The 25039-nt window shown below is 68.3% G+C and carries 25 protein-coding genes; 5 read left to right on the top strand and 20 right to left on the bottom strand.

Annotated elements, in window-relative coordinates; genetic code table 11:
- Window positions 1-524: 524 nt before the first annotated feature.
- The 18 genes from NX1_RS06710 to ftsH all read right to left on the bottom strand — a co-directional run bounded on the left by NX1_RS06710 (window position 525) and on the right by ftsH (window position 16904).
- Window positions 525-1469, bottom strand: coding sequence for an esterase/lipase family protein (locus NX1_RS06710; protein ID WP_068055460.1), 945 nt, complete (start codon window positions 1467-1469; stop codon window positions 525-527).
- A gap of 91 nt (window positions 1470-1560) precedes the next feature.
- A complete protein-coding gene (locus tag NX1_RS06705) occupies window positions 1561-2172 on the bottom strand; it encodes an anthrone oxygenase family protein (protein ID WP_068055457.1) in 612 nt (203 codons plus the stop codon).
- Window positions 2173-2307: 135 nt separating this feature from the next.
- A complete protein-coding gene (locus tag NX1_RS06700; RefSeq protein WP_068055453.1) occupies window positions 2308-2931 on the bottom strand; it encodes an FHA domain-containing protein in 624 nt (207 codons plus the stop codon).
- A gap of 290 nt (window positions 2932-3221) precedes the next feature.
- The gene (locus NX1_RS06695; RefSeq protein ID WP_068055450.1) at window positions 3222-3581 is read right to left on the bottom strand and encodes a histone-like nucleoid-structuring protein Lsr2; all 360 of its coding nucleotides are present in this window, start codon (window positions 3579-3581) and stop codon (window positions 3222-3224) included.
- A 154-nt stretch (window positions 3582-3735) separates the two neighbouring features.
- Window positions 3736-5241: a lysine--tRNA ligase gene (gene lysS / locus NX1_RS06690; protein ID WP_068055446.1), complete on the bottom strand. Its 1506-nt coding sequence runs from the start codon at window positions 5239-5241 to the stop codon at window positions 3736-3738.
- Between the two features lie 297 nt (window positions 5242-5538).
- Window positions 5539-5961, bottom strand: a complete 423-nt coding sequence (locus NX1_RS06685) for a rhodanese-like domain-containing protein (protein WP_068055443.1) — start codon at window positions 5959-5961, stop codon at window positions 5539-5541.
- Window positions 5962-5969: 8 nt separating this feature from the next.
- On the bottom strand, window positions 5970-6566 hold the full coding sequence (locus NX1_RS06680; protein WP_068055440.1) for a cysteine dioxygenase: 597 nt from the start codon (window positions 6564-6566) through the stop codon (window positions 5970-5972).
- 190 nt (window positions 6567-6756) lie between these two features.
- On the bottom strand, window positions 6757-7551 hold the full coding sequence (locus NX1_RS06675) for a type III pantothenate kinase (RefSeq protein ID WP_068055437.1): 795 nt from the start codon (window positions 7549-7551) through the stop codon (window positions 6757-6759).
- A 29-nt stretch (window positions 7552-7580) separates the two neighbouring features.
- The gene (panD, locus tag NX1_RS06670; protein ID WP_068055434.1) at window positions 7581-8000 is read right to left on the bottom strand and encodes an aspartate 1-decarboxylase; all 420 of its coding nucleotides are present in this window, start codon (window positions 7998-8000) and stop codon (window positions 7581-7583) included.
- Window positions 8001-8016: 16 nt separating this feature from the next.
- Window positions 8017-8943 carry a pantoate--beta-alanine ligase gene (panC, locus tag NX1_RS06665; protein WP_068055431.1) on the bottom strand — a complete coding sequence of 309 codons (927 nt, stop codon included), beginning with the start codon at window positions 8941-8943 and terminating at the stop codon, window positions 8017-8019.
- Window positions 8943-9875, bottom strand: coding sequence for a Rossmann-like and DUF2520 domain-containing protein (locus NX1_RS06660; RefSeq protein ID WP_068055428.1), 933 nt, complete (start codon window positions 9873-9875; stop codon window positions 8943-8945). Before NX1_RS06660 ends, panC begins: the two co-directional genes overlap by 1 nt.
- A 338-nt stretch (window positions 9876-10213) precedes the next feature.
- On the bottom strand, window positions 10214-11221 hold the full coding sequence (locus NX1_RS06655; RefSeq protein WP_169812189.1) for a DUF6779 domain-containing protein: 1008 nt from the start codon (window positions 11219-11221) through the stop codon (window positions 10214-10216).
- Window positions 11222-11399: 178 nt separating this feature from the next.
- On the bottom strand, window positions 11400-11876 hold the full coding sequence (locus NX1_RS06650; RefSeq protein ID WP_068055421.1) for a DUF3180 domain-containing protein: 477 nt from the start codon (window positions 11874-11876) through the stop codon (window positions 11400-11402).
- On the bottom strand, window positions 11873-12421 hold the full coding sequence (gene folK, locus NX1_RS06645; RefSeq protein WP_068055419.1) for a 2-amino-4-hydroxy-6-hydroxymethyldihydropteridine diphosphokinase: 549 nt from the start codon (window positions 12419-12421) through the stop codon (window positions 11873-11875). The genes NX1_RS06650 and folK overlap by 4 nt, the downstream gene beginning before the upstream one ends.
- Window positions 12418-12855 carry a dihydroneopterin aldolase gene (gene folB / locus NX1_RS06640; RefSeq protein WP_084501130.1) on the bottom strand — a complete coding sequence of 146 codons (438 nt, stop codon included), beginning with the start codon at window positions 12853-12855 and terminating at the stop codon, window positions 12418-12420. The genes folK and folB overlap by 4 nt, the downstream gene beginning before the upstream one ends.
- Window positions 12852-13679 (bottom strand): dihydropteroate synthase, encoded by an 828-nt coding sequence (gene folP / locus NX1_RS06635; RefSeq protein ID WP_068055932.1) that lies wholly within the window; start codon window positions 13677-13679, stop codon window positions 12852-12854. Before folP ends, folB begins: the two co-directional genes overlap by 4 nt.
- 62 nt (window positions 13680-13741) lie before the next feature.
- Window positions 13742-14374, bottom strand: coding sequence for a GTP cyclohydrolase I FolE (gene folE, locus NX1_RS06630; RefSeq protein ID WP_068055926.1), 633 nt, complete (start codon window positions 14372-14374; stop codon window positions 13742-13744).
- A 124-nt stretch (window positions 14375-14498) separates the two neighbouring features.
- Window positions 14499-16904 (bottom strand): ATP-dependent zinc metalloprotease FtsH, encoded by a 2406-nt coding sequence (gene ftsH, locus NX1_RS06625; RefSeq protein ID WP_068055416.1) that lies wholly within the window; start codon window positions 16902-16904, stop codon window positions 14499-14501.
- A gap of 682 nt (window positions 16905-17586) precedes the next feature.
- Here ftsH and NX1_RS06620 point away from each other — a divergent pair.
- Window positions 17587-18543, top strand: coding sequence for a hypothetical protein (locus NX1_RS06620; protein ID WP_068055413.1), 957 nt, complete (start codon window positions 17587-17589; stop codon window positions 18541-18543).
- Between the two features lie 4 nt (window positions 18544-18547).
- On the opposite strand, the gene NX1_RS06615 is transcribed toward NX1_RS06620, so the two are convergent.
- A complete protein-coding gene (locus NX1_RS06615) occupies window positions 18548-19384 on the bottom strand; it encodes a DUF1266 domain-containing protein (RefSeq protein ID WP_068055410.1) in 837 nt (278 codons plus the stop codon).
- 153 nt (window positions 19385-19537) lie between these two features.
- Here NX1_RS06615 and NX1_RS06610 point away from each other — a divergent pair, with 153 nt between their 5' ends.
- Window positions 19538-19786, top strand: a complete 249-nt coding sequence (locus NX1_RS06610) for a DUF2277 domain-containing protein (RefSeq protein WP_068055408.1) — start codon at window positions 19538-19540, stop codon at window positions 19784-19786.
- Here NX1_RS06610 and NX1_RS06605 read toward each other — a convergent pair.
- Window positions 19783-21096 (bottom strand): PucR family transcriptional regulator, encoded by a 1314-nt coding sequence (locus NX1_RS06605; RefSeq protein ID WP_245668362.1) that lies wholly within the window; start codon window positions 21094-21096, stop codon window positions 19783-19785. The two genes, NX1_RS06610 and NX1_RS06605, sit on opposite strands and share 4 nt — an antisense overlap.
- 130 nt (window positions 21097-21226) lie before the next feature.
- On the opposite strand from NX1_RS06605, the gene NX1_RS06600 reads away from it, so the two are divergent.
- The 3 genes from NX1_RS06600 to NX1_RS06590 all read left to right on the top strand — a co-directional run bounded on the left by NX1_RS06600 (window position 21227) and on the right by NX1_RS06590 (window position 25034).
- The gene (locus NX1_RS06600) at window positions 21227-22834 is read left to right on the top strand and encodes an aldehyde dehydrogenase family protein (protein WP_068055405.1); all 1608 of its coding nucleotides are present in this window, start codon (window positions 21227-21229) and stop codon (window positions 22832-22834) included.
- Entirely contained in the window at window positions 22831-23664 is an 834-nt protein-coding gene (locus tag NX1_RS06595) for an SDR family oxidoreductase (RefSeq protein WP_068055402.1), read from the top strand. The genes NX1_RS06600 and NX1_RS06595 overlap by 4 nt, the downstream gene beginning before the upstream one ends.
- 479 nt (window positions 23665-24143) lie before the next feature.
- A complete protein-coding gene (locus NX1_RS06590; protein ID WP_068055398.1) occupies window positions 24144-25034 on the top strand; it encodes a LysR family transcriptional regulator in 891 nt (296 codons plus the stop codon).
- The last annotated feature ends 5 nt before the right edge of the window (window positions 25035-25039 follow it).

The following is a 25039-nucleotide window of genomic DNA, read 5'->3' as shown; positions in this document are numbered from 1 at the left end:
GCACGGTCATTCACTCATAACGTGAGCGTTGCGGGTTTCGTTTCCGATCCGGTTTTGCCAACAGCGAACAGTCGCCGACCCCGAACGCGGCACCCCGATCCGGGGCCGCCGCCGCCTTGCGAACGCCCGTCCCACTGAAAACGACCGGACATCGGCCGGTGTTCCCGCGAAGTACGATCCGCGCCTAAATGGAAGCTGCGCAGGCCCGAGCCTGCCGGATCCGCCCCCAACCCACCACCACCCGCCGCCACAGCTCAGGTGGCCTGCCCAGCGCTGATGAACGAAGTCCGCCCCGGCAACCGCGGCGGAGACACCGCGCCGCCCCGGTCAGCCTCCGCGTCGACAGGAAATCCGGGCGTCATCGCCCTCGAACCGCGAGCGAGGGCGGAGGCACGGCGACAAGCCGGACGACCTCCGCCCTCACACCACACACAGCCGCGTCGAACACACAGACACTCGGCTGACGCCGCCAGACGAACTCCGCCGTCGATCTTCCGGGCACGGACAAGACGGCGCGGGTACGCCTAGCCCCTGTGCGGTGCGACGAACTCGCACGGCACCTGCTGGGGGTGGGATGGGTCGAGTGCGTTCAGGACGAAACCCGCCGCGCGCGCGCTGCCCGCGATACCGGTGTGCTCGGAGTAGTCCTGGGCGCATCCGTCCTGGACCACGACGTTGGTGACGTTGGGTCCCGGCACCAGACCGGCCGTGTACGGGACGACGGACTGGTCGAGCCGGGTCGCGATATTCGTGTAGTCGACATCGGGGTGATAGACGCCGTCGGCGTTGAGCAATTTCAGGAAGGGTGAACCCGCGATGACCTGGGCGCAGGCCTGGCACCACCAGGCGCCGACCGCGAGGTCGAACGCCGGGGTCACGCCGAGCGAGGCGGCATAGGCGCCCGCGTCGCCCAGACCCGCCGCGTTGCTGCCGAGCCACGGTGGCGCGAGACCGATCAGCTTGTCCACCTTGCGCGCGCCGCCGAGCCGCTTGACGTAGTAGTTGCCGATGAAATTGCCCTGCGAGTGGCCGATGATGTCCACCTTCGCCGCGCCGGTCGCGGCCAGCACGCGGTCGATGAAGGCGGCGAGCTCGGGCCCGCTCTGCTCCATCGGCCGCAAGCCGCCGACCGCGGACATCGGCCACGGCAGTGGGTGGGCACCGTAGGTCAGCGCGAATACGCAATAGCCCTCGTTGGCGAGCAAGGGTACGTAAACGCCCCAATTCGTTTGCGCTCCACCGCCGGTGCCGTGCACCAGGACCACCGGACGAGGGTGCTGGGCGGTCGGTCGGCAGGACCAGTTGTTCGAGCCGGGCAGCGAGCCGCCCGGCCGGGCCAGCTCGGCCGGTACGCCGGAGAAGAAGTCGTAGACGACCGGATATCGCTCGGCGTTAGCCGAAGCGGCCGCGCTGATCCACAGCGCGGCCAACAGGGAGAGAACAACGAACGGAACTGGAACACGTCGCATTGAGCCTCCAATTCTGGAAGTTGCTCAGAAGAAGCTACCGAGGACGTGTCCCGGCTAGTGTCGATACCGACGGGTAACTTACGGAACCGTTCTATTCCGCGAATCGACCGAGCCGGTGCGCCGCCGCATGCGGGGCGCCGAATCCGGCCGATGCGGTGAAAGCGGCCACGCCCTGAGTGGCACTCGATCCCGCCGCTTGGCTCTTGCCCTGCTGAACGCCCGCCGCGAACATCGCGCCGCACAGCACCAGGAAGGCCATGGTGTGCACGACCGCGCGAATCACGTTGTAGCGCACCCAGGCGGACTCGTAGTCCGCGCGGACCGCCGCCATATCGGCGATCTGCGCCGGGTCGCCCGCCGCGGCCAGCTGGTCGTTGAGCGGGACGTTGCAGCCAGCGGTCACCGCGAACGCGATCACGTTGAGCGCCAAGGCGATCCCGATCCAGACCAGGGTCGCCCTGTGCTCCTTGCCCAGGTGCAGCACCGCGGCGAGGATGGCGAACCCGACGGCGCCGAGGAAGGCGATCATGAACCAGGGATTGATGATGACCACGTTGATCTTCTGCATCACGTCGACGATGGTCCGGTCGTCGGAGCGGTTCAGCGCGGGCATCACCGAAATGGCGTAGGCGTAGAAGACGCCTGCCGTCAGACCCGTTGCCAGCACGGCCGCCACCAGCGCGGCGATCCTCAGCGCGAACATTCGATTTCTCCTGCCTCACAGTCCGGTCCGAATCCTTCGGTCCGGCGACGAGGTCAAGTCAATCCCGAACGGTCCGGCTGCTCCATGGTCCAGACGCTCGGCTGTTTAAGCGTGCGTCCAGGGGCGCGATGCGGGTCAGAGATCCCGGTCCGAGATGATGCCGCTCTGCATGGCCAGCGCCGCCAGCCGCACCCGCTTCTGGTTCTGCGGCAGGCTCTCCACGCCGAACTTGGCGAACAGCGCGCGCAGGTGGGTCTTGATGGCGTCCACGCTGAGGAACAGTTCCTCGGCGATCTGCTGATTGGAGGCAGGGGTCGCGAAGCCGGTGCCGTTCTTGTACGGACGGCACAGCGCCACGAGCACCGAGCGCTGGGTCTCGGTGAGCGAACGCAGTGTGGGAACCGAGCCGAGGGAGGTGCGGGTGGCGTCGTCGGCGACCGAGCCGAAATCATGAAAGGAGACCAGCGAGGTGCCGACCCGGATCTTGTCGCCCGCCATCAGGCGGCGCCTGCCGACCAGCCGCTCCCCGTTGACGAAGGTGCCGTTGCGGGAAAGACCGTCGTCGACGATCGTCCAATGCGCGCCGAGGTATTCGACCGCCGCGTGCAGCCGGGACACCTCGGCGTCCCAGCGCAACGCGAGGTCGGCCTGCGGTGAGCGGCCGATGGTGACGCGCTGCTGATCCGGGCTCAACAACAGCTCTTGCTGGCGGCCCGAATCATCGGTGAATCGCAACAATGATCCGATGAATCCAGTCACTGCGCCGATACCTCATCTCTCCATACCGCCAGTGACGACCTTCGCACGTTTCCATGGTGCCGCGTCGGGGTACCACGAGCAAGATCGCGCCGACGCCGTCGACATCCTCGTCTCGGGCGGCCTTGGCGAAGCCGAAGGTATGCCTGACCGGCGGCGCCTGCCGAGTGTGCCCGCAGCCGCACGCTCGACCGATACGAATGCGAAGGTGCGCCCATATCGAAGAACTATCACAAATGCTGCTGCCGCCCAGGCGTCGCACGATTCGCCCAGGCGGCAGCGGGTTGAAAAAACTAGCCCTTCGCGGCCTTGTTGTACGCGTCGGTGATGTCGGCGGAGATACGGCCGCGGGCGGAGACCTTGTGGCCATTCCGGCGCGCCCACTCGCGAATTGCCGCGCTTTGTTCCCGGTCGATGGAGACCCGGCTCTTCGGGGTGGCGGCTGCGCCTGCGGCGGCCTTCACACGACGACGGCCGCTCACCCGGCGCGCGCTGGAAACCCACTGCTCCAGCCCGTCGCGCAGCTTGGCGGCATTTGCCGCGGACAGGTCGATCTCGTACGACACACCGTCGATCGCAAACTCGATGGTCTCGTCCGCGATGGACTCACCGTCGACATCGTCGATCAGGCTAACGGTGACCTTCTTTGCCATGAGATGAACGTCCTCTCGAAATCGTGCGACCCGCATACTAGGCCGATTACCCGAGGCAAGAATACCTCGAATTCGGAAAATTCCAAGACGAGACTTCGGCTATCGAAACGAACCCGACTCTGTTTGATTTGCGTGTTCGGCCGCCGCTGCCTGCTTACCCTTCGGTACCGCCTCCGTGCCGGTCGCTCACACCTCGCTGAGTGACCGGACGCACAATTGGGAACAGTATCGTTTCGCGGATTCCCAATCCCGTCAGTGCCATCAACAACCGATCGATTCCCATACCGGTTCCCGTTGTCGGAGGCATACCGTGCTCCATCGCGGCGAGGAAGTCCTCGTCCAGCGCCATTGCCTCGTCGTCGCCCTGCGCGGCGAGCCGCGCCTGATCCACGAACCGCTCGCGCTGGATCACCGGATCCACCAACTCCGAATAGCCGGTGGCCAACTCGAAGCCGCGGACATACAGATCCCACTTCTCGGTAACTCCGGGATTGCTGCGGTGCTGCCGAGTCAGCGGTGAGGTCTCGACCGGGAAGTCACGCACGAATGTCGGCGCATAGAGCTTGTCGCCGTACTCGTGCTCCCACAGTTCTTCGACCAGTTTGCCGTGACCGTAGCCCTTGCCCTCCGGAATTTCCAGTCCGACCCGATCGGCGAGTGCCAGCAATTCCTCGACCGAAGTTTCCGGGGTGACTCGGACACCGAGTGCATCGGACAGCGAAGGATACATCTCGACGGTTGCCCACTCGCCCCGGAGATCGTATTCCGTACCATCCGCGAGGGTTACCACCTGTGTGCCGAAAGCCTCCTGAGCGACTTCCTGCACCAATTCCCGGATCATCTTCGCGGAGTCGTCGTAGGTGCCATAGGCCTCATACGTTTCCAACATTGCGAACTCCGGCGAATGCGTGGAGTCGGCGCCTTCGTTGCGGAAGTTCCGGTTGATCTCGAAGACCTTCTCCAAGCCGCCGACCACACAGCGCTTCAGGAACAGTTCCGGCGCAATGCGCAGGTAGAGGTCCATATCGAGGGCATTGGAATGGGTGACGAACGGCCGGGCCGCAGCGCCGCCGTGCAGCGTTTGCAGCATCGGCGTCTCGACCTCGAGGAACCCGCGCCGTTCCAGCGCGGCGCGCAGCGCACGCACAACGGCGACCCTGGTGCGAGCCATTTCCCTGGCCTCTGGACGCACGATCAGGTCGACATAGCGCTGCCGGACCCTCGACTCCTCGTTCATCTCCTTGTGCGCCACCGGCAGCGGCCGCAGCGCCTTCGCGGACATGGACCAGGAATCGGCCATGACGCTCAATTCGCCCGTGCGGGAGGCGATGACCTCACCGTGCACGAAAACGAAGTCACCGAGGTCGACATCGGCCTTCCAGGCCGCGAGCGCGTCGGCCCCGACGCCGTTGAGGCTGATCATGGCTTGCAGCTTGGTGCCGTCGCCCTCTTGCAGCGTGGCGAAACACAGCTTGCCGGTATTGCGGAGAAAAATGACGCGGCCGACGATGCCGGCCTGCTGACCGGTCTGGGTGTCGGCGGGCAGATCGGGAAAGGCGGCCCGAATTTCGGACAGCGTATGCGTCCGCGGGACGACCACGGGATACGCCTCGGCGCCGCCGGCGAGCAGCCGCTCACGCTTCTCCCGGCGAATCCGCATCTGCTCCGGGACGTCGTCTGCTTCCGGGGCGGGTCGGCTGGATTGCGCCGCAGGAACCGAACCCGCGGAGCGACCGGACGAGGGCGTGTTCGGGGTGCTCACATCCGACAACCCTAGCGTGCACCGGAAATCGTTTTGCGGGCCGCCCGGGCTCCGCCCGATAGTAACGAATCGGCATCGGTTTCCGGCGCGCACCCCGGACGCGTTTCAACGAGCCGCTTTCCGAAGGAAAGCAGCCGGAAAACCGAATCCGATTGCGCTGCCTTCTATTTCGAGACGGAAGGAGCGCGCGCCGAATTACAGCGAGGCGAGCGAGGTGACCTCGCGGGCGAAGTGCGGCGCCCGGCTGGCGATGGTGAGCAGGCCCGCCGCCTTGAGCGCCTGGTAACCGCCGATCAGATCGGTCGCCCTGTGTAGCCCGAGTTGTTTCAGCGCGGCGGCGGCCAGGCTGGAGGTGTAGCCCTCGGAGCAGACGACGATCCATTCCACATCATGATCCGCGGCCAGCGCCAAACGCGCCGAACTGGTCGGATCGAGCCGCCATTCCAGCACATTCCGTTCGATCACCAAGGCGCCCGGCAGCGTTCCCTCGCGCTCGCGCTGCGCCTGCGGACGGATGTCGACCAGAATTGCGCCCCTGGCGATCGCCGCGGGCAATTCGAACGCGTAGATCCTGTCGAGTTGAGCGCGGGCGTTGTCGAGCATCTGATCGATGGTCATGGCACTCATCAGATATCACCTTCGGGCTGGTCGGTGAGAACGGTTCGGGTGCGCCGCAGGGTGCCGTGGCCGGTCACCTCGTAGTAAGACATGGCGGTCAGCGGCGGGGAATACGCGTGCACGCTCAGCGTCGGATCGAGCGGGCCCGCGGATTCGGCGGCGGCCGGTGCGCGCATCACGTCGTGCACCCAGCCGATGGGGAAAGAAGCCTGATCGCCCGCGGTCAGTGTGCGGCTACGCAATTCCGTTCCATTCCAACGGAATTCCGAGAGAGCGCCGCTGAGCACGGTGAGCGCGCCCAACGATCCGGCGTGATCGTGCAATTCGGTGGACTTGTCCGGCGTCCAGCTGATCAGCCAGACGTCGACCTCGTCATCGGCGAGCAGCCGGGTGGCCCAGCGCTCGTCGTCGGGCCAGATGCCGGCTGCGGGCAGCAGGTGATCGTAGCGGCCCGCGAGCACGTCCTCGGCGCCCTCGTCGGTCAGCCGGAGCAGATCGGCGGGGCGAAGCCGGGTCGGGAGTGCGGGCGCGATGGCGCGATCCACCGGCGGCCGGGCCGACAGGCTGTCACGTGCGGACGTAAGGGAAAGAACAGAGGAACGCATGAGCGCATCTCCAGGAGGTGGGGATCGGTCGAGGGACTCGCGGTCGGCCTCGATCGGTCGAGGCCGGAATCAGCCTCGACAACACTCCTGGGTGCTCACGCGGGAATACACGTCGGCGAGTCTAGCAGCGGTGTTCGCGGGAGCAACAGTCCCTCCGAGGGTGATCCACGCCCCACCCCGGTTTCGGTGATCAGGACCTGCGGCGCTGCTGGTTGCGTTCGTAGACCAGGCGAAGGCCGGTCAGGGTCAGATGCGGCTCGTGGTGTTCGATCGTCTCCGATTCCGGCACGATCAGCGGCGCGCTGATGCCGGTGGCGACCACGGCCACGTCGTCGCCCGCGAAGGCGTCGAATTCGTCCCGAATCCGGTCGATGAGACCGTCCACCAGGCCCGCGAATCCGAACACCGCACCGGATTGGATCGCCTCAACGGTGTTCTTGCCGACCACCGAACGCGGACGCGCCAGCTCGACGCGGCGCAGCGCGGCCCGCTCGATGAGCGCTTCACTGGAGATGGCGACGCCAGGCGCGATGACGCCGCCGAGGAACTCGCCCTTCGACGAGACCAGGTCCACCGTGGTGGCGGTGCCGAAATCGACGACGACCGCGGCCGAGCCGAAGCGCTGCTGGGCGGCGAGCGCGTTCACGATCCGGTCGGCGCCGATCTCCTTGGGATTGTCGACAAGCAGCGGAATGCCCGTCCGCACACCGGGTTCCACCACCACGTTGGGCACGTGCGACCAGTACCGCTCCAGCATGGCACGCAGTTCGTGCAGCACCGGCGGCACCGTCGACAGCGCCGCGACGCCTATCACCTCGTCCAGCTGGGCGCCGACGAGTCCGCGCACTTGCATGGCGAACTCGTCCGCGGTCAACAACGGATTGGTGTGCATCCGCCAGTGCCGCGCCAGCTTGGCGTGCGAGCCGCTGCCGGAGAACAGGCCGAGCTCGATGCTGGTGTTGCGGACGTCGATGGCCAGCAGCATTGCTCACCCGACTTTCGATGAGGCGCCCGTCAGGCGAAAGTGAGCGAACGCGGGGAGGTGAGGCCGGAGCCTTCGGGGGCGTGCGCCGGATCGGAGCCGAGCTCGATCGGGCGGTTGCGCTCGTCGACGAAGACCACCTTGGGGTCGTATTCGGCGATCTCCTGCTCGTCCATCATCCCGTAGGCGATCAGGATGACCAGGTCGCCGGGATGGACCAGGTGCGCGGCGGCCCCGTTGATGCCGATGACGCCGGAACCGCGCTCACCCGCGATCACGTAGGTCTCCAGGCGAGCGCCGTTGTCGATGTCGACGATGCAGACCTGCTCGCCCTCGAGCAGATCGGCGGCGTCCAGCAGATCCTGGTCCACCGTCACCGAGCCGACGTAGTGCAGGTCGGCGTGGGTCACGGTGGCCCGGTGGATCTTGGACTTCATCATGGTGCGCAACATCTTCGTCGTCGCCTTTCTAGAAAGCTGCCGGTTCCGGCTTGGATGCGAGATTTGGGTGCCCGTCGATCGGGGCGCCGAGGGTGACGGCGACGTTGTCGATCAGCCGGGTGGCGCCGACCTTGGCGGCGACGAGCAGCCGGGCGTTGCCGGAGACGGGTGCCGGGCCGAGGGTCGAGGAACGCACTTCGAGATAGTCGACGTCGACGCCCGGCGCGGCCTCGAGCACGGCGCGGGCGGCGGCGAGCACGCCATCGGCGCCGAGACCGCCCGCGTGCCTGCCCGCCGACAGCGCGGCGGAGAGCGCCAGCGCGGCCTCGCGCTGCGCGGGATCGAGGTAGCGGTTGCGCGAGGAGAGCGCGAGACCGTCCTGCTCGCGCACGGTCGGGATCGCGACGATCTTCACGTCGAAGTTCAAGTCGCGCACCATCTGCCGGATCAGCGTGAGTTGCTGGTAATCCTTCTCGCCGAAGAACGCCTCGCTCGGCCGCGCGATCTGCAGCAGCTTGGCCACCACGGTGAGCATGCCCGCGAAATGCGTCGGGCGGCTCGCGCCTTCCAGTTCAGCGCCGACCGGACCCGGCTGCACCGTGGTGCGCGGACCGTCGGGGTACATGTCGGACGCGCTCGGGGCGAACACCAGGTCGACGCCCTCGGCGCGCAGCAACTCCACGTCGGCGTCGAGGGTGCGCGGGTACTTGTCCAGATCCTCGTTCGCGGCGAACTGCAGCGGGTTGACGAAGATCGAGACGATCACCACCTGATTGGTCCGCTTGGCGCGGCGCACGATCTCCAGGTGACCCTCGTGCAGCGCGCCCATGGTCGGCACGAGGCCGACGGTGCGGCCGACGCCGCGCAGCGCCTTCGCGACCGAGGCGAGCACGCCGGGGTCGTGGTGCACGGTCAGTTCGCCGGGCCGGTAGGCGCCGCGCAATTTCGGATCCATCAACGGCGTCCTTCCAGAAGCTCGATCAGGTCGGGATTGGTCTTGGCTCGTTCCGCGGTGCGCAGCGACATGGCGCGATACCCGGCGGCGAGCCGGTCGTCCACGGCGGCCATCGCGTCGAGGTGGGCCGCGACGGCCTCGGCGTCACCGCGCGCCACCGGTCCGGTCAGCGCGGCCTGCCCGCGGCGCAGCGCGTTGTCCAGGGCCGCCGAAGCGAGCGGGGCGAGCAGGCGCTCGGCCAGACCGTTCGGCTGGTCGTCCACGATCTGCTGACCGAGCAGGCCGGGACCGGACAGCGCCTCGCGCAACGCGTCCACCGCGTCGAGCACGACCGTCACCAGATGGTTGCTGCCGTGCGCGAGCGCCGCGTGATACAGCGCCCGGTTCTCCTCGGACACGCGCACCGGCTCACCGCCCATCTCGATCACCAGTGACTGCGCGATCGCGTAACCGATGTCGTCGGCCGCGGTGATGCCGAAGCAGGCGTTGCCCAACCTGCTGATGTCCTCGTCGTGGCCGGTGAAGGTCATCGCGGGGTGGATCGCCAGCGGCAGCGCGCCGATCTCGGCCAAGGGCGCGAGCACGCCGACACCGTTCGCGCCCGACGTGTGCGCCACGATGGTGCCGCGCCGGACCGCGCCCGCGGACGCCAGACCGCGCGTTAGGCCGGCCAGTTCGGCATCGGGCACCGCGAGCAGCAACAGCTCGCTGCGTGCGGCGACCTCCTCGACCGGCAAGATCTCCGAATCGGGCAGCCGAAGCCGGGCGCGATGCTTGGAAGCATCGGAAATGGCCGAGACGCCGAACACCACGTGCCCGGCTCGCTCGAGCGCGGCGCCGAGCGCGGAACCCACGCGTCCCGCCGAGACGATTCCCACCGTCAGGCGTGCGGGCGCAGGGTCGTAGCCCGAAGTCGCATTGTCAGAAGTCACACTTCTCGAGGTCAACACTGTCCTCTCGATGTCGTTCCAGTCCCGCGCCGCGGGTACCAGACGTTACGACCCGAGGATATCGGCCCGAAGTTTGCCGATGCCATGCCCCCCGAGCGTGATTTGAAGAACAGTGTTCTTGGCGCGCTGGCGCGCGCGGGTTCGCGGCCCCCTTATGTCTCGTTTCCGAGCGGTCGAGACTCGCGCCTGCGGCGCATGCGCTTCGACCGCTCGGAAACGAGACGGCCGCGAACGGGCTCGTAAGACTCGCCCTGTTGGTGGTCCAGTGGTGCGTGGAGCGTGAGGTTGGGTCCGGGGTTCGCCGTGTTCGTGTCCCGGGGTTAGCCGCGGCCGTTCTGTTCCGACTGGAGGTTGGCCATGATTTCGGCGACGGATAGTCGGCGGGAGGAGTTGCCCGAGTCGGTGTCGGTGTCGTCGCGGCGGCGACGGCGGGAGCCCGCGGTGCCGACGGTGGGGCCTGGCTGGGGGGTTGGCAGCGGGCCGATGGTCGGGCGCGGGGCGGGGTCGCCGTCCATCGGGGGAAGGCGCGGGGGGACGGATGGTTCGGCGGGTGCTTCTTCGCGCTCGGCCGGGTCGGTGAAGGCGTCGGACCAGCCGCCGGGGGCGTGCGCCGGTTCTGGTGCGTCGGTGCGGTCGCCGGTTGTGTCGTGCCGGTACCCGTTCTGGGGCCGGCCAGTCGGGTACGGGGTGGTCGCGTACTGGCCGTTCGAGTATTCGGCGTCCGCGTAGTCGTCGTACTCGTCGTCGTAATCGTCGCCGGGATAGTCGTCTTCGGGGTAGTCATCGGCCGAGACGATGGCGGTCTCGGCGGTGACCGGATCGTCGAACGGGCTGGCGAAGGCGGGCGGTTCCGGGTGGCCGGATTCGAAGATCGGGGTGACCGCGCTGCGCGATTGCTGCTGCTGCGGACCGGCCCATCCGTTGGCATTCGCGGAGCTACCGTTCGCCGGAGCGCCGTAACCGCTCGGCAGTTCCTGGATCCGGGTGGCGTCGGCGCGCAGTGCGGGGCGATCCGTCGGCAGATCGCCGTCGAAGAGGCGTTGCAGACTCTGTCGCAGCACCGTCAGCTCGGCCCGCAGCGCGGCCAGCTCCGCGGCGTCGGCGCCCACTTCCTCGCGCACCCTTGCCTCGACCCCGAGCTCGTATTCGCGGCGCGCCGTGATCTCGCGCTCGAGCTGGAGTTCGTACACCGTCTGCAGGTCACGCACCTTCGCCTTGTCCACATCGGCGTCTTTGCGGTACTTGGTGGCGGCGAGCGCGCCGATCGCGGCCGCCCACAGAGCGGCGATCAGACCGATCCTGATGAACTGCAGGCTGTTGCTGAACACCAGGAAAACACTGGCAATCAGACCGAGCAGAATCACAGCGCCGACGAACAGTTTTCCCGCTTGATCCCGCGATTGACGGGAAGTGCTGCTACGGGAGGGTGAAACCATGCACGCCAGGGTAGCGGGGTTGGCGGGCCTCGCCCAGAAACTGGTCGGTCACTTCCATCCGGAATAATTGCTAAGTAGTTGCCGGTTCGTCCGGCGGCTCGTCGGGCGCCCGGCAGCAATACTCGAGCCACAGCGCGGCGGCGACCAGCGCGATGCCCGCCAGCATGCCGACGATCGCGCCCGGCGAATCCGCCGCGGCCGCGCGCAACGTGCCGCGCTGCGGGAAGACCCAGCACAGGAACCCGAGCCAGACGCCTGCCGCGATCGAACCTACCTGCAGCGACGCCTTCGCCAACGCCACGGCGCGCGCGGCGGTGATCGGATGCAACTGATGCCTGCCGTCCCCGATCTCCTGGTCGTTGACCCTGGCGCGGATGACGAAGCCGAGCACCACCTCGATGGCGGCCACCGGATACAGCGAGGCGCCCGCGAAGACGGAGATCGGCGGGAAGTTCGCGTAGGCGACCCTGGTGGCGATCCACGCGACGACGGCGGCGATCAGCACGTTGGCCAGCAGGTCGAGCGCGCGGGTCGGCTTGAGCTTCACGACGCGGCTCCCCCTGCGGTTCGGTGCAGCGACAACTCGGTCCGGTGCACTCCCGCCCGCTCGTCGGCGTCGAGCGCCGCGAGCCATTCCCGGATCGGCCGGTCGACGTCATCGACGCTCAGCCGCGCCTCGGGTTCCACGTCCAGCCACGGGATCAGCACGAAGGCCCGGTTGTGCGCCTGCGGATGCGGCAGCGTCAGCTCCGGATCAGCGCTGACGCACGGCACCGGCCCGGCAGGACCCGGTTCGGCGCACCACACCACGTCCACGTCGAGAGTGCGTGCGCCCCAACGCACTTCGCGTACCCGGTGCGCGGCCCGCTCGAAGGCCTGCCCGCTGCGCAGCCAGCCGAGACAGTCCAGCTCCGGATCGTCCACCAACACAATCGCATTGAGGAAATCGTCCTGATCGACGCCGCCCCACGGCGCGGTCGAGTAGACCGGCGACACCGCGACGACGCGGTCCGCGAGCCCGTCGACGACGCTGCGCAGCTGCGCGAGACGGTCCCCCATGTTCGAGCCGATCGACAGGACGGCGCGGCTCATTCGGCGCCCTCGCGGACGCGTGCGGTCACCACGCGCACATCGACGAAGGTGTGCGGGATCGGAGCGGACGGCTTGTGCACCACCGCCTCCACCGCGCGGATGCGCGGATCGGTCATCACGTCGTCGGCGATCTCGGCGACCACCGTCTCGATCAGATTGCGCGGCGGGCCCTGCACGATCCGCACCGCGCGCTCGGCCAGCGCACCGTAATCCACTGTGGCGGCCAGGTCGTCCGAGGCGGCGGCCGTCGTGAAATCCACCCACACGGTGAGATCCACGACGAACTCCTGCCCGTCGCGTCGCTCGTGCTCGAAGACCCCGTGGTGCCCGAAAGCACGTAGTCCACGTAGTTCGATCCGGTCGGGCCCCGAGGGCAGCGCGCCTTGCTCCCCCGGTCGGCCCTCACGGGTCACCGGTGCGGTGGGCGGATTCATCCGATGGCTCCTCGCGAGATCGGCCGGGCGGCACGCTGCCAGGCGTCGGTGACGGCGATCGCGTCCAGGGAGGCGCGCACGTCGTGCACGCGAACTCCCCAGGCGCCGTGCAGAGCGGCCAGGGCCGAGACCGTGGCGGTGGCGACCTCCCTACCGTCCGGCGGCCGCGGGCCGTCGGCGTCGGCGAGCAGGGCGCCGAGGAAACGTTTGCGTGAGGCGCCGATGAGTATCGGCAGGCCGTCGGCGACGAATTCGGGCAACGCGCCGAGCAGGGCCCAGTTGTGGTCGGCGTTCTTGGCGAAACCCAGACCGGGATCGAGAATCAGTCGCGATCGGTCGACGCCCGCGGCGACGGCCAGCTCGACCTGGGCGGCAAGCTCGGCGCGCACCTCCGCCACGACGTCGTCGTAGTGATCCGCCGGACCGGTGTGCCGGTAGTCCGCGCCCGCCCGCCAGTGCATGAGGATCCACGGAACATCAGCGGCCGCAACGACTTTCACCATGTCGGGATCGGCGCGACCACCGGAGACGTCGTTGACCACCGAGACACCGGCGTTCAGCGCCGCCTCGGCCACGCTCGCGCGCATGGTGTCGACGCTGGTCGGCACGCCCGCCGCCACCAGACCGCGGATGACCGGCGCGACCCTGGCCGCCTCGGTCTCCGGGTCGACGCGGTCGGCGCCCGGCCTGGTCGACTCGCCGCCGACGTCGATGATGTCGGCGCCTGCCCGGTAGAGCTCGATGCCGTGCTCGATGGCCAGCCCGCGATCGAGATAGCGGCCGCCGTCGGAGAACGAATCGCTGGTGACGTTCACGACGCCCATCACCACGCAGCGGCGGCCGCCGCGCGCTATGAGGTTCGTGCGACCGGACACCGCGTCCTCCCTCACCGGCGCAGGATCAGTTCGAGTGCCTCGGCGCGCGAGGCGGCGCTGGTTTGCAGCAGGCCGCGCACGGCCGAGGTGGTGGTGCTCGCACCCGGCTTGCGGATGCCGCGCATGGCCATGCACAGGTGCTCGGCCTCGACCACGACGATCGCGCCGCGCGGTTCCAGCTTGCGCATGACGGCGTCGGCGATCTGGCTGGTCAGCCGCTCCTGCACCTGCGGGCGCTTGGCGTAGAGGTCGACCAGCCTGGCCAGCTTGGACAGTCCGGTGACCCGGCCGTGCTCGCCGGGGATGTACCCGACATGGGCGACGCCGTGGAACGACACCAGGTGATGTTCGCAGGTGGAGTACATCGGAATGTCGCGTACCAGCACGAGCTCCTGATGCCCCTCGTCGAACGTGGTGTTCAGCACCGCGTCCGGCTCCTGGTAGAGCCCGGCGAAGGTCTCCCGGTAGGCCCGGGCGACTCGCCCGGGCGTCTCGATCAGACCGGGGCGGTCCGGGTCCTCACCGATCGCGATCAGCAATTCCCGGACAGCGGCTTCGGCGCGCTGCTGGTCGAACGGCCGCCCGGTCTCCAGTGCGACCAGCTCGGGCTCGGTCGGCGCAGGCACAGATCCGTAGCGCTCGATCTCGTCGCGACCGTTGAGCGCCGAGTCGACGGCTTGATAGTTGGCCGACAACGAGGACACCTCCAAAATCTCAGGCACCGGCAATCTCTCGGCACCCCGATGGTCGAGCGTAATCGGCGCTCGCTCAGCGCCGTCCGTTCGGTCCATCCCACTCGTGGTTCTCGCCCTCACCGCGCTGGCTGGGACGACCCGGCTCCTCGTAGCCGTCGTGGCCGTAGCCGCCGTGCTCCTGGCCGGAAGAGCCCTGCTGCGGATTGCTCCACGGCTGGTAACCGTGCCGGGACTCGCCCGGACCGCCCCAACCGCCGTAACCCGGCTGCCCGGCGGGCTCCTGCGGTTCCTCCCGCGGCGGCCAGCCAGGCGCCGACCAACCGGCCGGAGCGCCGTAGTCCGGACGCGAGCCGTGCGTGCCGCCCTGGCGCGGGTACGCCTGGGTCGGCGCGTGCGGCGCGGCGTAGCCGCCCGCCGCGGGCTGGCCCGGATAGCCGTACTGCGGCTCGGGCTGGCGGCCCTCCTGCGGATAACCGTTGGCAGGCACGGGCTCCCGCTGCGTGGCGGCGGCCAGCGACGGCTGCACCGGCTCCGGCGGCCAGGACTCGCCGCGTTCGGCGGCCAGCTCGCCCGGCGTCTTCACCGGCGGCTTGTCCGACGGGACGCGCTCGCCGAAATCGTTGAACGCGGTGATCCTCGGGCGCTTCTCCACCGCGGCGAGGAGCTCCTCGAGATCCTTGCGGTGCAGGGTCTCGCGCTCCAGCAGCGCGGTGGCCAGCTCGTCGAGCACGTCGCGGTACTCGTTCAGAATCGCCCACGCCTCGGTGTGCGCGGCCTCGATGAGGTTGCGCACCTCCTCGTCGATCTCGCGGGCGACCTCGTGCGAGTAGTCCGAGCCCATACCCATGGACCGGCCGAGGAACGGGTCGCCCTGCTCCTGGCCGTAGCGGACCGCGCCGAGGCGCGCGCTCATGCCGTACTCGGTGACCATCGCGCGAGCGATCTTGGTGGCCTGGTCGATGTCGGAGGACGCGCCGGTGGTCGGCTCGTGGAACACCAGTTCCTCGGCCGCGCGGCCGCCCATCGCCATGACCAGGCGGGCGATCATCTCCGAGCGGGTCATCAGGCCCTTGTCGTCCTCGGGCACCGTCATGGCGTGGCCGCCGGTGCGGCCGCGGGCCAGGATGGTGACCTTGTAGACCGGCTCGATGTCGGGCATCGCCCAGGCGGCCAGTGTGTGGCCGCCCTCGTGGTAGGCGGTGATCTTCTTCTCGTGCTCGCTGATGATGCGGCTCTTGCGACGCGGGCCGCCGATCACGCGGTCGACGGATTCCTCCAGCGCCTCACCGGTGATGACCGCGCCGTTCTCACGCGCGGTGAGCAACGCGGCCTCGTTGATGACGTTCGCCAGGTCGGCGCCGGACATGCCGACGGTCCGCTTGGCCAGGCCGTCCAGGTCGGCCTCGGTGGAGATCGGCTTGCCCTGCGAGTGCACCCGCAGGATCGCGCGGCGGCCGGCCAGGTCGGGGTTGCCCACCGGGATCTGCCGGTCGAAGCGGCCGGGGCGCAGCAGCGCGGGGTCGAGGATGTCGGGGCGGTTGGTCGCGGCGATCAGGATGATGCCGGTGCGGTCGCCGAAGCCGTCCATCTCGACGAGCAGCTGGTTCAGCGTCTGCTCGCGCTCGTCGTGACCGCCGCCGAGGCCCGCGCCGCGCTGGCGGCCGACCGCGTCGATCTCGTCGACGAAGATGATGCACGGGCTGTTCTGCTTGGCCTGCTCGAACAGGTCGCGCACGCGGGAGGCGCCGACACCGACGAACATCTCGACGAAGTCCGAGCCGGAGATGGTGAAGAACGGCACACCCGCCTCGCCCGCGACGGCGCGCGCCAGCAGGGTCTTACCGGTGCCCGGCGGGCCGTAGAGCAGCACACCCTTGGGGATCTTCGCGCCGAGCGCCTGGTAGCGCACCGGGTTCTGCAGGAAGTCCTTGATCTCGTAGAGCTCTTCGACGGCCTCGTCCGCGCCGGCCACGTCGGCGAACGTGGTCTTCGGCATGTCCTTGGACAGCTGCTTGGCCTTGGATTTGCCGAAGCCCATCATGCCGCCGCGGCCGCCGCCCTGCATGCGGGCCATCACGAAGATGAACAGGCCGAGCAGGATCACCATCGGCAGCACGAACAGCAGGATCTGGGTGAACCAGCTCTCCTGCTTCACCACGGTGTTGTAGGGCGCGCCCGACTTCTGCACGGCGGAGAAGATCTGCGCCGAGGTCTCGCTGCCGCCCGGGTACTTCGCGATGATCTTGTTCTGGCCATCGGTCGCGTCGTTGCCGTTGTTCAGCTCGATGCGCAGCTGCTGTTCGCGGTCGTCGATTTGGACGTTCTTGACGTTGCCCTTGTCGTCCAGCTGGCTCAACGCTACGGACGTATCGACGCTCTTCCAGCCGCGCGTGTCATTGCCGAAGTAGCTGAACGCATAGATCACGAGCAGGATGCCCGAGACTATGGCCAGGGTGCGGAACACTGTCTTGCGGTTCATAGAGCGTAGGCCGGGCGGCCAGTCCTTTCCGGTGTCTCCGGGTTCTGCCTAGCGAAACGTCGGGCGCGTCGTGTTGCATTCCGCCCGGTCCTACCCGATTCCGGGAGGGTTCGGATGCGGACAAGCCACGTTACCGCGTACGGTCTACTCGATACATCGCGCAGTTCGGCAGTTGGTGCAGTTCGACAGGTAAACGGTCGGAGGACGACGGTGGTTCCCGAGTTTCCGCTCCGGTTTACGTCGAGTGGTCACAATCATGGCATGTTCGGCCTATCGTGAGCGACGACACAACATCGCGGCGCTAGCGACGGGCACGGAGGCGGACCCCTCGAATGCCCTCGGAAGCGCCGCATACACAACCGCACCACGAAGCAACACTGCGGCGTGAGCCGCACTGAACGGCGGCGTCAGCCGCACCGAAGAACGCAGCGGCGTCAGCCGCACGAAACAGCACAGCGGCGTGAACGACGGGCACGGAGGCGGCAGCTTGTGTAATCCCGAAGGGCAACGGGAAGGCCGCGCGATACAACCGCACGCACAACCACACAGCGGCGTGAACGACGAGCACGCGGCACCGCGGGACAGCGACGAAAGCGGCGCGCGAGCGACATATGGGCCAGGCGGCTGGCCCCAGCACGAAGAGCCGCGGGAACGCCGCACCTCGAACCAGAGCGCAGGGGGTATGGACATAGTCGAGCTACGGACACCCACAGCGATAGTGCGCCATGGCCGCGGACGGCTGATCGTTCTGCGACCTGGCAGCGAGGGCGAGTGCGTCTTGGACGTGCCGGTCACCGACCTGCTCAAAGTACGGCTCAGCCGGCGCGCGGACGACGCCGTCGTCATCGAGATCTATCTCCGCTATCCCACGCCGGTGCTCACCGGAGTGCCCGCCGACCGCACGCCGCTTCCGGTACTGGTCGCCGAGCACGACGTGCCGGCGGCGGCCGAGATCGTGGAGCGGATCAACGACCAGATCATGGCCGCGCAGCGAATCGACGTGGCCGCGCCCGATCTGAGCCCGCCCGCGCCGACCTGGTCGAAGACCGGCCCGACCCGCGCGGACGTGGATCGCGCGGTGCGCAGGATGGCGCCGCGCCGGGAGGCCAAGCCGGCGATCGCGGCGCTGCATCGCTACGTCACGGCCGACGAGTACGTCCTGGAGACCGCGGTCACCACGGCGCACCCGCCCGCGGGCGCCGGTCTCGGCCTGCTCGTCGTGACCACCGGACGGCTGCTGTTCATCTCGATCGGCCCCGGCGAACGCTACGCGCACGAGCTGCCCATCCCGGCGGTGTTGTGGGCCAGGTCCACCGAGGGCGCGCCCGCCACTCCCGGCGAGATCGGCGCGGTACGCGGCGAGACGGGCGTCGACGTGCACGACGGCAACATCACCCTGCACTTTACCGGCACCGATCGCGCCGACACCGAACGGGTGGCGTGCGCGGTGAACTTCGCGGTGCGCCGCGACTCCGCGGACGGAGCCGCGGGACCGGCGGATCCCGGTGTGGCACAGCTGTATTCGGAATGGGAACTGCTCGTCGAGCGGCACTCGCTCGGCATGGTCGACGACGGGCAGTTCCAGCGCTACGGCCGGGGAATCCTGCGTTCCCTGCCGGATTCCGTAGCGACTCCCTGATCGTTCAGGACTGGTCCGGCCCCTTGTCGTTCAGCGCGATGCGACGCCAGGGGCTGGTCGGCCTGGTCCACAGGCGGAGCAGTTCCATGCGCCGGTCGACGCCGCCGTTCTTGAGTTCGGCGAGGTCTTCGCAGGCCTGCCAGTAGGTCCAGCCGGTGAGGTACGCGTCGCCGAACTGCCGCCAGTTGCGGTACTTGCGCTGGGCGAGCGGCAGCGCGCGCATGAGGTATCCCCATGCCACGTCGGCTTCCAGATAGCCCGCAGTGAACGCCATGCGCGCGACCGCGACGACACGAGCTAGATCCCAGGCGTGGATGTCGCTGGGTAGCGGGCGGGCCAGGTGGTCGGTGAAGCCGATCTTGATGGCCTGGGACCAGATGTCGTAGTCCCGGACCAGCGCCTCCGGGTTGTCCATGCCGCGGAACGAGCCGACCTGGCGCAGGAACGCGCGATGCCGGTCGGCGCGCTCACCGAACCGGTCGCGTTCGCTGGCGTTGATCGAGGCCATGACGAGCGGGTGCACCATCGCGTAAAGGGGAGCGTGCATCCCGTCGAGCAACTGCTCCATCGAGGCCTGCGCCTCGGTGCCGTCGGTGATGCCCCACGCGCCGGTGAGGGTGTCGATGGCCAGTTCCTTGCGATCGCCGAGCGGATGCTCCCGTTCGGGGCCGAGCAGCAGCGCGTCGTGGAAGGCGTCCCAGCGGGCGGAGTAGAAACCGCCGAGCGAGAGCGCGCGCAGCTCGTCGTCGGATATCGCGGCGCCGGACCAGTGGTCCTCTTCCCGCTTGTCGAGCTCTTCGTACGGGAAGGTCGTCAACGTTGGTATACCGCGGGAAGGCATGCCACCGATTGTTCCCCATGGATCCGCTCTCGACCCTGCTTATCGAAGACGCGTCCGCATCTTTGCAAATGATGGCGGCATCTTCGCGAGGGATTTTCGACGAGCCTGTTTCTTGCCCTGACGCGGCGGCGGGCGGAGGGCTAATGTGCACGCATGTGTAAGAGCATCACCGTCCTGCGTGGCCTGGAACCTGCCGCTACCGAGCAGGAAATCTATGCTGCCGCACTGCAGTACGTGCGCAAGGTCGGTGGGGTTTCCGGCCTCAGCAGCACCACCAAAGCGGCCGTGGACAAAGCGGTGGCGACGATCGCGGCGGCGACGACGACGCTGCTGGAGGAGCTACCGGACACCACGATCGCGCCGTCCACCGAACCGCCGGTCCGGCGCGCCGAGCTGGACTAGACCCCGTAGGCCGCCGCGCAGGCGAGCGCGACCTCCAGCGGCAGGCCGCGCTGCTCGATCGGATGGCCGAGCAGTTCCTCGATCCGCTGGATTCGGTAGCGGACGGTGTTCTTGTGCACCCCCAGCAGTTTCGCCGTGGCCTCCGGGCTGCGGTGACTGACGAGGTAGGCGTGCAGCGTCCGGCGCAGACGGACCGCATTGGCGTCGGAGCCGGCGAGCTCGCGCAGCTCTCGATGGATCAGGCCGCGCATGGCGGCCTCGTCCGCACCGGCGAGATAGGCGATCTCCACATCGCGGTAGGCGGTGACGCGCGGTCCGTCACCGGGAGCCAGCTCCGCGACATGCCGCGCGGCGACCGCTTCCCGGTGGCTGGAGCGAAAACCCTCGGCCCGGGCGGCGGGCACCCCGAAAGCGATCCGGACCGGAGCGGACACGTGGGCGGCGAGCAGTTTGTCGAGCCTGCCGGGAGCTGCGAGGCCGGCAGCGTGCGCCGCGTCGTCGAGACCGGCCCACGCCCACATCCCGCTGGCACCGGAGGGCACCGTGAGCAGCAGCGCGCTGCCGAGTTCGGCGGCCACCCGCGCGGCGGCCCGATCGAGCAGCCCCGTCGACTCGCCGTCGCCGCCGGGTTCGGAGTCGTCGGTCCACAGCACGAAGGCGAGATGCTGCCTGCCGAGCCGGTAGCCGAGCCGGATCGAGGCCTGGTCGGCGTCCATGTCCTCGCCGGACAGCAGCGCGTGGACGGTCTCGGTGCGCCGGTTCAGCGCCGCGCGCAGCACCCGCTCGCGCTCTTCCATATAGGTGTCGGTGAGCAGTTCCACCGACATGCTGACCCATTTGGTCGACCGCTCGAACAGCCGCAGCATGACGGCGCGCTCGATCTCCTGCGGCACGTCGCGCTGCTCGACCGCCTCGGTCATGTAGTCGAGCACCGCCTCCATGCCAGCGTGGTAGGTGCGCAGCAGCAGTCGCAGGTCGAAGCCGCGGCGGGCGATGGTGCGGGCGAAGGCGTGCGCCTCCTCCGGTAGCGCGAATTCGAAGGTGTCGCTTGTCAATCCGCTCAGCATGGTCCTGGCGTGCGCGCGAGTGCTCGCCGCGAGGTCGCGGCTCATGTCCCGGTCGGCCAGTTCCGGCACGCGCGCGACGATCACGCCGTCGAGCCGGTCGACGATCTGCTCGAGAGTGTCGGTCCGCATCGTCTCGTAGACGTAGTCGGCCATCCAGTCGCGCACCACCGCGCTGTTCGGCCCGACGCGGACGCCCGGTCCCGCACTGCCGGACACACCCTCGGCGTTTTGTACTTTCGACACAATTCGACCCGTTCCGGTTGACAAGATGGGCCAAGAAACTCGCCCGCCATTGTGTCACGATCATAGTTCAGTGAGCTGATTCACAGCGCCGGACGACCGCGGCGCACACAACGTCAGTGGGAGAACAGCAGTGACCAATACCGAGTCCGCGCCGAGCACGGCGAAGAAGACGTCCGCGCGCAAACCCGCCGCCGGGAAGCAAGCACCGACCGTCATCGAGGTGCGCAATCCCGGCACCGGCCAGATCGTCGGCACGGTGCCGGCGCAGAGCGCCGACGAGGTCGCGGCGAAGGTCCGCGAACTGCGGCTCTACCAGCCGGAGTGGGAGGCCATCGGCGCCGAGGGCCGCAAGGAATGGCTGCTGAAACTCCAGGACTGGCTGATCGACAACACCGAGCACCTCGCCGACGTGCTCCAGTCGGAGACCTCCAAGCCGCGCGCCGACGCACTCATCGATCCGTCCTTCGGCGCCGACCTCATCGGCTACTACGCGCGCCGCGCGAGCAAGTTCCTCGCCGACGACCACCCGTCGCCGCACAGCCCGCTGGCCCGGGTCAAGAAGCTCACCACCGTCTACCGGCCGTACCCGGTGGTCGGCGTGATCACTCCGTGGAACTTCCCGCTGGCCATGCCGGTGATGGATGTGATCCCCGCGCTCGCCGCGGGCGCGGCGGTGATCCTCAAGCCGTCCGAGGTCACCCCGCTGTCCGCGCTCGAATTGGCAAGGGGCTGGGCGGAAATCGGCGCGCCGCCGGTGTTCGCCGTGGTCACCGGCGCGGGCGAGACCGGAGCCGCGGTGGTCGGCAACGCCGATTACCTCCAGTTCACCGGCTCCACCGCCACCGGCCGCAAGATCGCGGCGGCGTGCGTGGAGCGGATGATCCCATACAGCCTCGAGCTCGGCGGCAAGGATCCGGCCATCGTGCTCGCCGACGCCGACCTCGATCGCGCCGCGCACGGCATCGCCTTCGGCGGCATGTTCAACGCGGGCCAGGTGTGCATCTCGGTCGAGCGCGTGTACGTCGAGGCGCCCGTCTACGACGAGTTCGTCGCCAAGCTCACCGCCAATGTGCAGGCGCTGCGCCAAGGCCTCGACGGTCGCGAGCTGAAGCACGACGTGGGCGCACTGGCCAACGAGAACCAGGTGAACATCGTGCAGCGCCACGTCGATGAGGCGGTCGCGGCGGGCGCGAAGGTACTCACCGGCGGCAAACGCACCGGCCAGGGCACCTTCTTCGAGCCGACGGTGCTCGTCGACGTGGATCACAGCATGTCGTGCGTGGCCGAGGAGACCTTCGGCCCGACGCTGCCGGTGATGAAGGTCGCCGACGAGGCGGAGGCGATCCGGCTGGCCAACGATTCCGTCTACGGCCTGTCGGCCTCGGTGTGGACCGGCGACAAGGAGCGCGGCGAGCGCATCGCGCGGCAGCTGAACGCGGGCGCGGTGAACATCAACGACGTCTTCGCCAACCTGTTCAGCTACGCGCTGCCGATGGGCGGCTGGGGCCTTTCCGGCGTCGGCGCGCGCTGGGGCGGCGCGAACGGCGTGCGCAAGTACTGCCGTCAGCAGGCGATCACCAAGCCGATGCTGCCGACCCAGCAGAAGGAACTGTTCTGGTACCCGTACCAGAACATCAAGCTGCTCACCGCGCTCGGCGCCATGCGCGCCGCAGGAGCACGCGGCCTGCGCCGCATCGACATCCCCGCACTGCTGAAGCTCAAGGGAGACAACAAGTGACCGACCCGGCGAAGATCCGAGGCAAAGTCGTCGTCATCACCGGCGGCGCCCGCGGCATCGGCCTGGCGACCGCCACCGCGTTGCAGGCGCTCGGCGCCAAGATCGCGATCGGCGACGTCGACGAGACCACCGTCAAGGAATCCGGCGTCGCGCGCGGCTTCGAGCTGTACGGCAAGCTCGACGTCACCGACCCGAACTCGTTCGAGTCCTTCCTGGACGAGGTCGAGCGCACCCTCGGCCCGATCGACGTGCTGATCAACAACGCGGGCATCATGCCGACCGGCAAGCTGGTCGACGAGCCGGACCGGATCACCCGCCGCATCCTCGACATCAACGTCTACGGCGTGATCCTCGGCTCCAAGCTGGCGCTGGCCAGGATGCTGCCGCGCCGCAGCGGGCACATCGTCAACATCGCCTCGCTCGCGGGCGAGACGCACATCCCCGGTTTGGCCACCTACAACGCCAGCAAGCACGCGGTACTCGGCTTCACCGACACCCTCCGCGAGGAGTACCGCGACACGGGCGTGCGCTTCTCCTCGGTGCTGCCGACGCTGACCAACACCGAACTCGGCTCCGGTGTCTCCGGGCCGAAACTGCTGCGGTCCGCCGAGCCGGAGGAGATCGCCGACGCGATCGTCGGGCTGATCGAGTCGCCGCGGTCCAAGGTCAGGGTCACCGCGGTGGCCGGGATCATCTCGCAGGTCGTCGGGCTGCTGCCGGAGGCCGTCGGCGACCGCATCGGGCGGGCGCTCGGCTCGAGTCACGCGTTCCTGGACGACGTGGACGCCGAGAAGCGCAAGGCCTACGAGGAGCGCGCCAGGGGCGCGTAGCGACCCCGGGGGTCGGATCGGGACGTCAGAAGGCGCTGTGATCGCGGTTTGCCGCCGATCACAGCGTCTTCGTCGTGTGTGCCGAATGTCGCACCACGTGCGGGGCTGGTGGCAGCCGCCGTCACTCGTTCTATGCAAGGATCCGGTCAAATTGTGACCAATATCACTATTTCCGGGCGTAACAAGATCCACCCGGTCAGCGAAGGGTTTCTGTTCGATGACTGGATTGCCGGAGTACGGCCGGCAACCCAGGGCGCAGATCACGGATCTGTAACATAAACGCTGGTCAAGCGACCAATGAACGCGGGCGGCGACAACGCCGAGGCGGGTGCCGGAAATTCGCCGAGCCGATGGTGCAGATGACCACGTCAGGCAATATGCTGTCCCTAACAAACCTGCCGACTGTTTCGGTGCCGTTATCCAAACTTTCCGGCCTGATAACGCTGGAAATTGAGGACTGATTCTGATAGCAAGGGGCTATGGACCCGCACTTGCGCGACCTGCGGTATTTCGTCGCCGTCGCTGAGGAACTGCATTTCACCAACGCCGCTCAGCGGCTGCATATCGCACAACCCACCCTGTCGCGTCAGATCCGTCAGCTGGAACGCCAGCTCGACGTGGTCCTGTTCGACCGCAACCAGCGCAGCGTCGCGCTGACCGTCGCCGGCAAGGAACTGCTCGAAGGCGCCCGCAAGATCCTGGAGCTCTGGGAGGTCACCAACGTCTCGCTGCAAGAGGCGGGCGAGGTGCTGCGCGTCGGTATCCAGTCCGCGCTCGGCCGCGGGCTCCTCAACGACCTGGAGAGCGCCAGCGGCCACCGGCTGGCACTGCACGCCGCCTCCTGGACCGACCCGTCCAGCGGTCTGGCCGGTCGCCAGGCCGACCTGGCCCTGGTCTGGCTGCCGTTGCCCGACCCGAACCGGTACCGCTGGGAAGTCCTGCGCACCGAGCCGCGCTGGGTGCTGCTACCGGAGAACCACCCGCTGGCCGACCAGGACGCCATCGACTTCGCCGACCTGCTCGACGAGCCGTTCATCGCGCTGCCCTCCGAGGCGGGCGCGGTGCGCGACTTCTGGCTCGGCAACGACGCGCGCAACGGCCGCCAGCCCAAGATCGGCGCCGAGGCGGCGACGCCGGAGGACAAGCTCGAGGCCGTGAGCCTCGGTCTCGGCGTCTGCCTGCTCGCCGAGAACAACGTGCCGATGTACCGCTGGCCCGGCCTCACCGCGCGTCCGCTGACCGGGCTGGCCCCGTGCGAGCTCGCGGTCGCGTGGCGGGCCGACGACACCCGTCCGACCATCCTGGAGTTCGCCACGCGCGCCGTCGAAGGCGGCTTCTCCACCCAGCAGCAGCAGCCGCTGGCAAGCTGACGTTC

The organism is Nocardia xishanensis NBRC 101358, from assembly GCF_001613365.1.
Taxonomy (GTDB): domain Bacteria; phylum Actinomycetota; class Actinomycetes; order Mycobacteriales; family Mycobacteriaceae; genus Nocardia; species Nocardia xishanensis.
The sequence above is the reverse complement of the archived record's forward strand: the minus strand, read 5'-3'. Positions and strand labels throughout refer to the sequence as shown.

Excerpts from the sequence above, each read along its gene's own strand:
- NX1_RS06710 (WP_068055460.1), bottom strand. The coding sequence starts at position 1,469 with ATGCGACGTGTTCCAGTTCCGTTCGTTGTTCTCTCCCTGTTGGCCGCG.
- NX1_RS06705 (WP_068055457.1), bottom strand. The coding sequence starts at position 2,172 with ATGTTCGCGCTGAGGATCGCCGCGCTGGTGGCGGCCGTGCTGGCAACG.
- NX1_RS06695 (WP_068055450.1), bottom strand. The coding sequence starts at position 3,581 with ATGGCAAAGAAGGTCACCGTTAGCCTGATCGACGATGTCGACGGTGAG.
- lysS (WP_068055446.1), bottom strand. The coding sequence starts at position 5,241 with ATGCGGATTCGCCGGGAGAAGCGTGAGCGGCTGCTCGCCGGCGGCGCC.
- NX1_RS06685 (WP_068055443.1), bottom strand. The coding sequence starts at position 5,961 with ATGACCATCGATCAGATGCTCGACAACGCCCGCGCTCAACTCGACAGG.
- NX1_RS06680 (WP_068055440.1), bottom strand. The coding sequence starts at position 6,566 with ATGCGTTCCTCTGTTCTTTCCCTTACGTCCGCACGTGACAGCCTGTCG.
- NX1_RS06675 (WP_068055437.1), bottom strand. The coding sequence starts at position 7,551 with ATGCTGCTGGCCATCGACGTCCGCAACACCAGCATCGAGCTCGGCCTG.
- panD (WP_068055434.1), bottom strand. The coding sequence starts at position 8,000 with ATGTTGCGCACCATGATGAAGTCCAAGATCCACCGGGCCACCGTGACC.
- panC (WP_068055431.1), bottom strand. The coding sequence starts at position 8,943 with ATGGATCCGAAATTGCGCGGCGCCTACCGGCCCGGCGAACTGACCGTG.
- folK (WP_068055419.1), bottom strand. The coding sequence starts at position 12,421 with ATGAGCCGCGCCGTCCTGTCGATCGGCTCGAACATGGGGGACCGTCTC.
- folB (WP_084501130.1), bottom strand. The coding sequence starts at position 12,855 with ATGAATCCGCCCACCGCACCGGTGACCCGTGAGGGCCGACCGGGGGAG.
- folP (WP_068055932.1), bottom strand. The coding sequence starts at position 13,679 with ATGGGCGTCGTGAACGTCACCAGCGATTCGTTCTCCGACGGCGGCCGC.
- ftsH (WP_068055416.1), bottom strand. The coding sequence starts at position 16,904 with ATGAACCGCAAGACAGTGTTCCGCACCCTGGCCATAGTCTCGGGCATC.
- NX1_RS06620 (WP_068055413.1), top strand. The coding sequence starts at position 17,587 with ATGGACATAGTCGAGCTACGGACACCCACAGCGATAGTGCGCCATGGC.
- NX1_RS06615 (WP_068055410.1), bottom strand. The coding sequence starts at position 19,384 with ATGCCTTCCCGCGGTATACCAACGTTGACGACCTTCCCGTACGAAGAG.
- NX1_RS06610 (WP_068055408.1), top strand. The coding sequence starts at position 19,538 with ATGTGTAAGAGCATCACCGTCCTGCGTGGCCTGGAACCTGCCGCTACC.
- NX1_RS06590 (WP_068055398.1), top strand. The coding sequence starts at position 24,144 with ATGGACCCGCACTTGCGCGACCTGCGGTATTTCGTCGCCGTCGCTGAG.